At 50.7% G+C, this 11,563-nt stretch carries 12 protein-coding genes; 7 read left to right on the forward strand and 5 right to left on the reverse strand.

Annotated elements, in window-relative coordinates:
• The 6 genes from AAF564_22615 to AAF564_22640 all read left to right on the forward strand — a co-directional run.
• Positions 1-696: sensor histidine kinase (locus AAF564_22615; GenBank protein MEM8488360.1), on the forward strand; the 696-nt coding region annotated here is incomplete at its 5' end.
• Positions 697-702: 6 nt separating this feature from the next.
• Positions 703-1,428 (forward strand): alpha/beta fold hydrolase, encoded by a 726-nt coding sequence (locus AAF564_22620; GenBank protein MEM8488361.1) that lies wholly within the window; start codon positions 703-705, stop codon positions 1,426-1,428.
• A 56-nt stretch (positions 1,429-1,484) separates the two neighbouring features.
• Positions 1,485-2,234 (forward strand): SGNH/GDSL hydrolase family protein, encoded by a 750-nt coding sequence (locus AAF564_22625; protein MEM8488362.1) that lies wholly within the window; start codon positions 1,485-1,487, stop codon positions 2,232-2,234.
• 32 nt (positions 2,235-2,266) lie between these two features.
• Complete coding sequence (locus AAF564_22630; protein MEM8488363.1) at positions 2,267-2,959, forward strand: TMEM175 family protein; 693 nt, start codon at positions 2,267-2,269, stop codon at positions 2,957-2,959.
• A complete protein-coding gene (locus AAF564_22635) occupies positions 2,956-3,849 on the forward strand; it encodes a hypothetical protein (GenBank protein ID MEM8488364.1) in 894 nt (297 codons plus the stop codon). Before AAF564_22630 ends, AAF564_22635 begins: the two co-directional genes overlap by 4 nt.
• A 315-nt stretch (positions 3,850-4,164) precedes the next feature.
• Entirely contained in the window at positions 4,165-4,677 is a 513-nt protein-coding gene (locus AAF564_22640) for a hypothetical protein (protein ID MEM8488365.1), read from the forward strand.
• 73 nt (positions 4,678-4,750) lie between these two features.
• Here AAF564_22640 and AAF564_22645 read toward each other — a convergent pair whose 3' ends face one another.
• From AAF564_22645 to AAF564_22660, 4 genes are all read right to left on the reverse strand, one after another.
• Positions 4,751-6,607, reverse strand: coding sequence for a hypothetical protein (locus tag AAF564_22645; GenBank protein MEM8488366.1), 1,857 nt, complete (start codon positions 6,605-6,607; stop codon positions 4,751-4,753).
• A gap of 18 nt (positions 6,608-6,625) precedes the next feature.
• Positions 6,626-7,321, reverse strand: a complete 696-nt coding sequence (locus AAF564_22650; GenBank protein ID MEM8488367.1) for a hypothetical protein — start codon at positions 7,319-7,321, stop codon at positions 6,626-6,628.
• Positions 7,322-7,348: 27 nt separating this feature from the next.
• Positions 7,349-7,876 (reverse strand): hypothetical protein, encoded by a 528-nt coding sequence (locus tag AAF564_22655; protein MEM8488368.1) that lies wholly within the window; start codon positions 7,874-7,876, stop codon positions 7,349-7,351.
• 439 nt (positions 7,877-8,315) lie between these two features.
• On the reverse strand, positions 8,316-9,485 hold the full coding sequence (locus AAF564_22660) for a hypothetical protein (GenBank protein ID MEM8488369.1): 1,170 nt from the start codon (positions 9,483-9,485) through the stop codon (positions 8,316-8,318).
• A gap of 224 nt (positions 9,486-9,709) precedes the next feature.
• Here AAF564_22660 and AAF564_22665 point away from each other — a divergent pair, with 224 nt between their 5' ends.
• On the forward strand, positions 9,710-11,092 hold the full coding sequence (locus tag AAF564_22665) for a Gfo/Idh/MocA family oxidoreductase (protein ID MEM8488370.1): 1,383 nt from the start codon (positions 9,710-9,712) through the stop codon (positions 11,090-11,092).
• Positions 11,093-11,229: 137 nt separating this feature from the next.
• Here the strand turns inward: AAF564_22665 and AAF564_22670 are convergent.
• A partial coding sequence (locus tag AAF564_22670; protein MEM8488371.1) for a glycosyl hydrolase family 18 protein occupies positions 11,230-11,563 on the reverse strand: 334 nt, incomplete at its 5' end.

Genomic DNA, 11,563 nt, shown 5'->3' on the forward strand with positions numbered 1-11,563 from the left:
AAAAATCCCCTCAATTTTGTAAACAACTTTGCTGAAATCTCCATTGAACTGGCTGAAGAACTGGCAGACGCCATTAAGAATGAGGAAGAGGCTGGTGACATTATTGATGACTTGAAGCAAAATGCCAGGCACATCACCAAGCATGGCCGGCGTGCAGCAAGTATCGTGAACAGCATGATGCAACATGCGAGCGGTTCTCAGGGTACGCGACAAAAAGTAGAGATCAATGATTTGATCGAAGAGTACATCAACCTTGCATACCACGGGATGCGCGCCCGATCTGCTAACTTCAATACCTCTATCACCCAGGAATTTGATAAAGAGGCCGGAGAACTGGAGATGGTACCGCAGGAAATCGGACGGGTGCTCATCAACTTATTCAACAACGCCTTTTTTGCTATGCAGGAAAAGGTGGAAAAAGGCGATACCACCTACGAGCCCGAGTTAACAGTTAAAACCGTGAAACTGCCGCAGGCTGTAGAAATCCACGTGCAGGATAATGGCCCAGGCATCCCAAAACGTATTCGGGAACGCGTCTTCGAACCGTTCTTTACGACCAAAGCTGCCGGCAGCGGTACTGGGCTTGGACTATCGCTCAGTTTTGACATTATCACACAAGGCCACAATGGCTTGCTCCAAGTTGAAAGCACACCAGGATCTGGCACCACATTCAAAATTACGCTTCCTTCAGCCTAACGCGGCATGAACCTCTGGTGTTTACACGGCAACCTGCAACAACCATCCGTCTGGCACCCTTTCAAAAACTGCTGGTCGTATCAAGGCAAGCCACTTGCTTTAAAGTGCCCCAGCCTGTGGCGTAATCCGGCAACAGACTTCACCTCCTGGACCAACCACTTTACCAACTCAGTTGCAGCCATTGCAGATAACCAATCCCAATGGCTACTCGGTTACTCGCTGGGTGGGAGGCTGGCATTACATGCGGCATGCTCACAGCCAAGTTTATGGACAGGCGTTGTGGTAATCGGCGCGCACCCCGGCTATCAAACTCAATCCGAGCGTAAGAAACAGTTGGCATGGGACACAAAATGGGCCGGTCGGTTCAGCAATGAGCCGTGGGAAATCTTGCTAGAAGAATGGAATGAACTCCCTGTATTTGGCGGTATCCCCAACCCAACAAAACCCGACCTCAACACCTTTGATCGACGCAAAGTCGCAGCGACATTCACCCGGTTCTCAAAAGGGCAGCAATCTTATCTCATCCCCGCCTTATCAGCCCTCCAAACCCCTCCCATCTTATATATTACGGGCGAAAAAGATACGCGCTACCACACCATCGGGCAGATGCTCCAAACACACTGTCCAACAGTTCAACATGTGGTTATCCCCAATGCCTGCCATCGGGTGCCATGGGAAAACACGCCGGCGTTTATCAAAATTATTCAGGTTTTTCTAGACCAAACTCCTTAAAATACCCAGTAATGCCACCGTTTGGATTAACGCGCTCTATTCATTACAGCAATTCCATGAAAAACTCCCGCCGTCAGTTCCTAAAGAAATCCGCACTTGGCGCTGGTTTTGGCCTCAGCCTACCCGGCATGCTTGAAGACGTTGACCTCGATGTTTTCCCCGACGATGTCAATGTAATTCTTTTCCAGGGCGACTCTATTACTGACGCCGGACGAGACAAGAAAAACCAACAGGCCAATCGCCCTGGAAGCCTTGGAAATGGCTACGTGAGCCTTATTGCCTCAGAATTGCTCGGTAGACAGCCGGAAAAAGACTGGCAGTGCTACAACCGGGGCATCAGCGGCAATAAAGTACACCAACTCGCCGCACGGTGGAAAGAAGACTGCCTGGACCTCAAACCCGATCTATTGAGCATCATGATCGGCGTAAATGATTTCTGGCATACCCTTACCCACGATTACAAGGGTACAGTTGCGGTTTACGAAGAAGATCTGCGTAACATGCTCGACCTCACGCTCTCTGCGCTCCCAGATCTCAAGCTTATCATTGCAGAACCATTTGCTGTTGATGGCGGCACAGCGATCGACAACACGAAGTGGTATCCTGCGTTTAACGCATACCGCGAAGCTGCAAAAAACATAGCGATGGACTACAACGCCGGCTGGGTGCCTTTTCAACGATTGTTTGATGAAGCGCTCGAAAAAGCACCGGTTTCTTACTGGTGTCCGGATGGCGTGCATCCCGCACCGGCCGGCAATTACCTGATGGCACAGGCCTGGCTCAAAGCCTATCGGTCGATGAAATAGCCCTGCCCCCTCCTATACAAACGTCCGGGTACATGCAGGCAGAACCTATCGACAAGAGAACGAATTCGACCAGGCTCGAGACGTTTAGCGACGCAGTTTTTGCTTTCTCAGCCACATTGCTCGTGGTATCTCTCGAGGTACCGGAGAGTTTTCCTGCGTTACTTGATGACCTGCGTGGATTTATAGCATTCGGTTTGCGTTTCGCCGCTTTGCTCATGCTATGGAGTGTGCACCATGCCTACTTCCGCAGATTCCCGCTGGCCGACAACGTAAATATTGTCTTGAACGCCTGCCTGTTGTTTGTCATCCTTTTCTATGTATACCCCCTTAAATTTATGTCAGAGGGGCTCGTCAATATGTTGATGGGCATACCGACAAACATGGGGATGCGGAATGCGGACGATTTGGCGCTGATGTTTATTCTTTACAGTGCGGGGTTTGTCGCAATTTTCTTTTTTGTTGCGCTAATGTACTGGCATGCACACCGAAAAAGTAGGCTGCTCAACCTGTCGTTTCTTCAAAAGAAAGAAGCAGCCTTTTTTGCGCGGCACTACTTGATACTGGCTGGCGTAGGTGGACTTTCGATTGTCATGGCCGTTTTGAAAATAGGGATACAGATTGGCGGACCCGGTCATGTCTACATGATCCTGGGGCCACTCTGTTACTGGCATGCCCGGCGCCACACTCAAGAAATAGCTGAACTAGACGAGCACAATACGCAATGAAGTTTTCAAACCCACAGAAACTTTTCTTTTATCAGCTATTCCTGCTTGTATGTTTTGCATCCAATGCCCTTGCAGTACCCGTCAACCCGCCCTCGATGGAATTTCGGGCCGAGAAAGTAAAGTCGAAAGACATTGATGATCTGCTCAACAAGCTTGCTCCTGAAGGATGGATGCCGGCGTTTATCATCGAAGACGAACTGAGAAAACGCGTATTGTTCAGGCGCTCCCTCGACCCGACGCGACGGGCCCTCACGCTGGAATACCAGGCCAAAACCGTCGACGGGATGATGAAGCAGATGCAGGATGTGGTCAACACGGAGGCAGCGGCCGGCTGGATGCCCGTGTTTATTATCCGCGACACCTTCAAACACCGCATCATTTTTACCCGCGACAAAAACAGGCCAAATGCAGACGCAGAGTACATGAAATTAATCGTCGACGAATCCCGGCATCTCGATGATACCTTCAACCACCACGGCCGCGTGGGCTGGGAGCCCAAGTTTGTTGTTGAATATGGCGAGCGGTATCACGTGCTATTCAGACGTAAAACGGGCGTTGAGCACCAACCAAAACGATACCGGGCGCTCAAAACACTGGCTACGAGTCTAATTGACAACACCTTTAATGAACTTGCTGCAGAAGGCTGGCAGCCGCTGATCACATTTCAGGATAAAAAGGAATACCGGATGCTCTTTGTTGAGCACCCCCAGGCACATCGGCTCGAATACTTTGCCGACCGGGTTACCCTCATTAAACACCTGGATGACAGCTTCGGTCGGTGGAACCAACAAAGCTGGCACCCCATCTTTGTCTGGCATTTCTCTGCTGACACGACGCTTTTCACTGGTGAAGAACAATATCGTGTTTTATTCGCCCGGGCACGGTCGTAAGCGCAATTCCTTATGCCGATTTTCTAATGTCGCATTAAAGATTGCATTTGGTTGTTTGCGACACATAGAAGTAGCATTCAACCAGCAGACAACAATGCCCTTGTTCTTCTAACACGCGATCACAAAACAGTTGGATTTGCCCTATAATCAAGAGATGACTATAATTGGATTCATTTCCCATGGGTGGGCACGCGACTGCCCACATTCCTGTTTGTGCTTTTTATCCTGGTGCTGAGCGCTTAATTATCCTCGAAGCAACCGACGGCATGTTGTTGCACTTCGCAAAACACCCTATGAGATTACCTTTTGTTTGATATGAAATTGATACGTTTAAGCCTTGCCTGTTTTTTCTTTCTATTTACCGCGCTCCCGCTGCAGGCCCAGTCACAACCCGTCGATGACGTTACAACGCTGGACGGCATCATTCACGCGTACTACGACATTGTATCCGGACCCGCCGGCAGCATACCCGACCGGGAACGGGACATGTTCATTCACATCCCGGATGCACAGGTTATTATCATGAATGAAACCGCTGAAGGAGAAATTGTGGCAAACACCATGACGATTCAGGGTTTTCACGACCGAATGGGCGGGGCGCGTAAAACAGGATTTTTCGAATACGAAATCCACCGCGAAACCCAACAATACGGTGCCACGACCCACATCTGGAGTACCTACGAATGGAAAACTACAGAAGATGGCCCTGTAGGTGGCCGCGGCATCAACAGCATCCAGCTCTATCACGATGGCGACCGATATTGGATTGCTGCTGAAATCTTTGATACGCGCAACAAACCTATTCCCGAGCAATACATGCCGAAATAAAAAGAAGCCCTGGCGTGGGTCATACGCCAGGGCTTTTCCATCTCTTGGAGATCCTTCTTCCGATATAAATGCTTTACTGCGTTACCACCGTTACATACAATGGGTTATTGGCGTCACGCGCTTCCCACTGACGATGCCAAGTTCCGAGGTTGGTTACCCCAAAATTTGCTGCCAGGCCGCTAAACGCCCCAAGGCTCAGCAACGCGCTTTTGTCTCCTCGAATGATTGTGTTATCGCCAATGATCAGATCCAGGCCATAATCTGAAGACTGTAAGTCGCTCGCAAGATCGTCCATCTCATCTTCAAAGTCTTCTTCCTCGTCAGTCCTGCGGTGCCAATAGAGGCTGGCCTCATAGACCATTTTATCCGGACCTATAGCACGATTTCGTTTGTAGGCTCTCAGCCCTAGGGAGCCGTAGCGATTAAAATCTGCCCAGACGCAATCGGGTCCACTCGTTTTGCCAATTGGGTGATAACATGGATCATAATCTTCGCCCGTATCCCACATTTTCTTGAGTGAACTCAAACGGGTGATTGAGATATCAAAATGCTCAAGCTCACCTATAGGCATGGCCTCGGTGCGGTATTCGTTACCAGGAACGGCTATGCTCGGGTCAAAACCACCGCCAGCAGTTTGCAGCACAGGCACATCCGTGGTCCGATCGATCATGATTACACCGCGGCCATGATTGTGTTGATTCACAATTTCGAAAAAGATGCTGTCTGAAATCAGGCTCATCGTTTCGTTAAAGTACGTATTACCTTCATGATTAGGCTCGCCGGCGTCGTCTGAATGGAAAACAACACGATTTCCTTTTTTCGATGTAAAATCGTGTGTATGCTGTAGAATTTCCGAATGATGAAAGTCCTGGCCAAATGCAGAAGACCAGATGCCACTCATATCACGATATACAGATACATCCATGTGCCCCGTATTGGGCAAACCTTCGTGCAAGGCAACAATGGCGCCTTCGATTGTCACGTCGCCTCCCAGGTTAATGGCCGGATTCAAGCTGTTCTGCGGCGGCTTAACCAGGATTACCCCGTCCCAATTGAATGTAACGCCTGGCGGTACAATCAAGTCACCTTCTACTACCAAAATTCCTTTGCCGGAAAAATCACTAGAGAGGGTCAGGTCGCCTTCTACGGTTAACATTGATTGACTACCATCGAGGCCAAAGGTTGAGCTCAGGTCGCCGGCACTGCTTGCAACCTGGTGTTCTGACGGATTGGAAAGGGCATAAACCTCAACCGCTTCGCTGATTTGGTCCGGGTAAAACAGGCCAGCCTGGCCATCAAACGCGTCGCGCTCTGCCTGCGTAAAACTCTGTAACTGCGATGCCAGTGCGCTTTTATTGCCATTGATAAGTGCATTTTCCAGTGCAGCACTGGTTTCTGTCAGTCCCAGTCCCCATTCAGACAAATCATTAATCTGCTCAAGGTCGTCTACAAACACGTCTTCGAGATCTTGCAGACTCTGATCATCGAGCGCAATGCTTTCCAAATCAAGCACAGAAAGCTGCGAGATACTGGGCTGCAATGCACCAACTTTGAATTGAACAGGATTCAACGCGAAGCCTTGCCAGGAAAAGCGGCTTCGGATTTCGTGAACGGTTGAGTCGTACGCGCCATAAGCCCGAAACTCAAGGATATTGGCACTCGGAAAAGAAAAGTCTTCGATCCAGATTTTGCCTCCATCCCTTGTCAGGGTATCTGTAAAGGGCTGAGAAATTGAACTGCTTCCTTCGCTGTCTACCCAGTGGGTGAGCACCAGCTTGCGGCCGGTCATCGCCAGGTCACGGGCGACTTCAAGAGAGCGTTTTTTGTTTTCGCGTGATTCTGTTTCATTGGCCTGGCCCTGCATGTTAAACACGGCCAACAGCGTTGAAAAGACCACCGCGATGGCTATAACCAATGCGCCTTTTCCCATTTTATTTTCCTGTAAGGTTTAATCCCAATTGCTCAATTCAACAGTAGCGCCATAGCGACTGAAATTGAGTTGTGTTCTGGATTCCTGATCTGAAATCTGGTCCATCGCCTCCTGTGCCATTTGTAGCTGGAAACGAACCTTTGACAGGGCAACTGGACACTGACCCGTCAGCGGTGATTGAAATACAGGGTTGCCGTTTTCTGCAAACTCAACCCTGAAAAACGTTACCCCCAAATCGCTCCAACCTTCTCCAGAGCCGGCAACAAATCTATTCAGGCGATATAAAGGATGTGTCTGGGTTGTGCCACCAACCAATCGGGAAACGTTATGTCCCAACTCCCGATCGAGCGTGTACATCACTTGTGCTACGGGCGCTGCCATCGGATCTGAGTAATCTGTTTGTGGATCGGATAGAGAAGGAAACTCGAAAATTAAAGTAGTATCTCCATTAGCCGTAAATTGGCACTGGTATGATGTCAATGCCCCCCCTGAAAAAACACCTCGTGCAATCGCAGAATCGGTTTGCGCCTGGGTCCGCATATTCATCAGATCGCGTTCGAGCATCTCCGAGATGTCCAGCGTGCTGGAGCGCACCATGTAATTGACGGTTGTCTCTGCATTCGACTGCATGCCGCGCAGTTGCACAAGGCCAACAATCAACATGATGGCGCCAAAAACCAGAAACGAGCTGATATGATCAAACAAAAACTGCATTGTACCCGATGGAAGTGAGGGGCTTTCCTAGTTGAGATAGTCTGTGATAACGACCATTTTTTGAAGACGTACAACAGCCTGTGCTTCGCCGATGCGGTCCAGTACTGTGGCCTCGATCTGTACTTCTTTAGCAAGCGTTGGAAATGTCACCCCTTTCCCATCACTTGCCTGTACATAGCGGACGGAGAATTCGCTCCTGATCTGGAATTGTTCAAGGTTCAGCTGGTGCATTGTTGTATCAACAAACCCTTCAAAGTCATCGAGATCATCAAAATCGGCTATGTTTGTAGCGTCCTCAGATGGATCGGTCCCAAAGCTTGCCGGCGGCGTGAGATCACTAACCCCTGTATCAAGAATGGCCATGTTAACACGGGCTTCGTCAAAAAAAGCTTGCTCCGTAACTTCGTGCAGGCGAACTTTCGCAAAGTCTGCGGCTGCGGATTCCATTTCACGGAGGTAGGCGCTTTTCTGAACGAGGAACGCAGAGCGCTGTTGATTCATTGAGAGCGTTACAAGGATGAGTAGCGCCCCCATGGCAAGCATGGTCTGTTGCATGGGCTTGTAGGTTGGGGATGTGTGAGCGTTTATTCTGAACCTCGGCCGGTATGGAGACGGGAGACAAATCCGACCGGTTCATTGCCAAGCATAAGGGGGGAAGTCTGCAGGGTTTTATATGGACTGCGCAGTTAGCTTGGAACAGTGTTTCATTATTTTACAAGAAACGTACCACTGCCACACTTTTGCGTCATTTATTTTCATCTTTGCTTACTATGCGCCAAAACCTGTCTGATTTCCGGGCATTCGTGCGCCAAAGCATAGCGTTTTTGTTTGACACCTGGGATATCCCCCCACCCCCCAATTAAGTTTATGCGCCCTGGGCGTTAGACTTTAACATACAGCCGGCATCTCGTAGTGACATGAACAACATGGCGCATCTCAAAAATTGTCTCAACCTGTAAGGCGTTTTACCTACACCCCGACAGGGCACGGTGCATTATTGATTTGCTGCTGCATCAGGGGTTGAGACGCCTTCAATTTCCTCAATGATCTGCTGCATCCATTCAGCCTCCGCCGTTGCTACGCCGGCCTGCAGTGTAGCACCTTTACTCAGTGCAATCCCTTCCTTTGCCCGCTGCACAGCTTCCTCGAACTGTCCACGCACAGCAAGCAGACTCGCGTCTACCCTCGCGATGGCGTGTTTTTCAATGAATGGGCCTTCGTATGTATACTGCCTGGGGTCTAGCTTCACATCTCTCCGATATCGCAAATGGAAGAAGACCACTTCCAACCAGATGGACGCCTGCAATACAGGCGCCGCGTCAGCCACCTGAACCTGGAGTTTATCGATAAAGAAGCCGGCCTGCACAATATCGCCCCGATCGAGGTGCATCAAGTAAGCGATCAGATAACACGTGATGTCTATTTTATCCGGCGCCCCTGCTTGCAGCGCTAACAAATCTTCGACATAGCCTGCAGACCAATCCCGCGGGCGCAATCCACGAATAGACTCTGCAGTTAGCGCCTGAAGCAAATATTTACGCTTTACCCGACGCCCTCCCCTGATCAGATCGAGTAATTGTTTGCCATCATTGTCGTACCCTTCAGTTGGTAGTGGCAACAGGGTAACCAGGGCAATGCCCCCATTAAACAGCGCGCTGCAGACGAAGTAAAATACTGCGTAGCCCATCCAGGCATCTGCATACGTTGGGCTGTGGAGGGAGATGGCAAGCAACGCGCTAATCAGAGCAGCCAACAAACTGGCGATGGGACCACCGGCGATATATAAAAAGTAGCCCGGGCCGGCTTCCAGTTTTTTCTCCGGAATGCAAAGTGCCATGCCACCGCTCAAATGTACCCATCGGTTGAGGCCAAAGGTCAGCTTGCCCTGTTCATGTGCCACTTTTAGCGGGCCGGCAATGAGCATGACAAATCTGAATCGCGCAACCCGTCCACCTGCTACGTGCCCCAGTTCATGGATGAGAATGGCCAAGAACGCCAAACCGACAAGGGACGGAAAGAGCACATACCAGGCCGGCACAGCAAACTCTATTTGTCCGGCCGCCCCCTCTACTACAGAGGCCAGGTACGAGCCGACGAAGGCACCAGCAAACAGAATTGCGGCAAAGGCAATTCCTTTCCTTATATATGATGCAGTTGTCGACATGCGGTGAGAAATAGGGGATTAACGCGTTGCGCTTAATCGTGGGATTACTACTCGCGGGGATATTATGCGTATCGGCATGTTCTACGTAATCAGAACCAACAAGTTGGATTGGGTACACAGGCTTTGGTTATCCAAGTTGGTACAGCGCCTATTTGACTTGCGTATAGGATATGAATGAATTAATCTAGCAGTACCAAGTTCACTGTCAAACCAGCAACCGGATCATGAAGAAGAAACCCATCTCCCGCCGGCAGTTTGTCGGCCAATCAGCTGCCGCGTCTTTTGGCGCTATGGTGCTGCCCCGTCATATTCTGGGCGGACCAGGATTCCTGGCACCAAGTGATACATTGAATATCGCCGCCATTGGCGCCGGCGGTATGGGTGCATCGAACATGAGCGCGCTCACCAGCCAGAATATTGTAGCCATCTGCGATGTTGATGATGAGCGCGTGGCGTCTTCGATGAGAGACCGGGAAGGTAAAATTCGCGAGGACCGGGTTGAACTGGTAAAAGCTTACGAAAAGGCGAAGAAGTATAAAGACTTCCGCAAGATGCTCGAAAATCAAAAAGACATCGATGCGGTAGTTATTGCAACGCCCGATCATACCCATGCGCCGGCAGCAACCATGGCGATGCGCATGAAAAAGCACGTATACGTCCAGAAACCGCTCACGTATACCGTACACGAAGCGCGTGTACTTCGGCAGGTAGCCAAAGAAACCGGGGTGGTCACACAGATGGGCAACCAGGGCCACTCCCACGACGACGGCCGGCGGCTACTTGAACTGATCTGGGCCGGCGCGATTGGCCCGGTACACGAAGCCCATATCTGGACCAACCGCCCCATCTGGCCACAGGGCATCCCGCGGCCTGCCAAGTCGGAAAAAGTGCCCAAACATCTCGATTGGGACCTTTTTCTCGGACCTGCCAAAAAAGTACCCTACAACCCTGCCTACACACCGTTTACCTGGCGGGGCTGGACCGACTACGGCACCGGTGCACTCGGCGACATGGGCGCGCACCTGATCGATCATGCCTATTGGGCGCTCGATTTGAAAGCACCAACATCCATTGAAGCCGCCGGCTCTCCGTACGGTGGCGAAGATCGGGCATCATTCCCGCTTGCCACGCAAGTGCACTACGAATTTGCCCAGGGATACCGGGATCCGATCAAGCTGACCTGGTACGATGGCGGCTTGCTGCCGCGCCGGCCTGCAGCCATGCCGGCAGACGCACCCATCAATCCGACAGGAGGCGCCATCCTGATTGGTGAGAAAGGTGTCGTCGTTTATGATACGTATGGCCACAACCCACGCCTCTATCCTGAGATTCTCGAAAAGGAATACGCAGACGTGCCGCAGACCCTGCCACGCATTGCGGAGAGCCATGAAATGAACTGGGTGAATGCCTGTAAAGGTATGGGAGAAGCCACGTGTCCGTTTGACTACGCCGGCCCGCTCACAGAAACGATGCTCCTTGGCAATGCCGCGTTGAAAGCCGGCTACGGCCGAAAGTTGTTCTGGGACGCCAAGAAAGGCGAGTTTATAGGCGCTCCCGATGCCAACCAGTATCTGCACTACGAATACCGCAAAGGCTGGGTATTGTAGGAGCAGGTACGAAAAACTGAATGCGTAAAAAGCACGCAGGAGCCTGATTCCTGCGTGCTTTTTACATTTATGCCCAGGCGCACAAATCAGGCACCCGGAACTAGCGTGCTGCATTTAATTCGCACACATAACATAACCTATTCCTCCAGCGACCTGACCAGCGTATCCAACAGCGCGCCATTTGCATCATGGCCATATTCCCAAAACATAATTCCACCCAGCGACCTTTCTTTTACAAATGATACTTTTTGCCGGAGAGACTGGGAATCTTCAAAAGAGATGAATGTAGATGAATCTGCACTCCACAGATAAGGTGCCCGGGCACTATCGTCCCAATAAAGATCAAAGCTTCTTTTGTTGATGTAGTCTGTTGTCAGTTCGCGATAGGTATATGCGCGGGTAGGCCGGCCGGCTGACTGGTACAGGCCACTGTTTGTTTTGCTGACCTGTGTCCACCCTCTGCCATAGAAG

It is taken from the genome of Bacteroidota bacterium (assembly GCA_039111535.1).
Taxonomy (GTDB): Bacteria; Bacteroidota; Rhodothermia; order Rhodothermales; family JAHQVL01; genus JBCCIM01.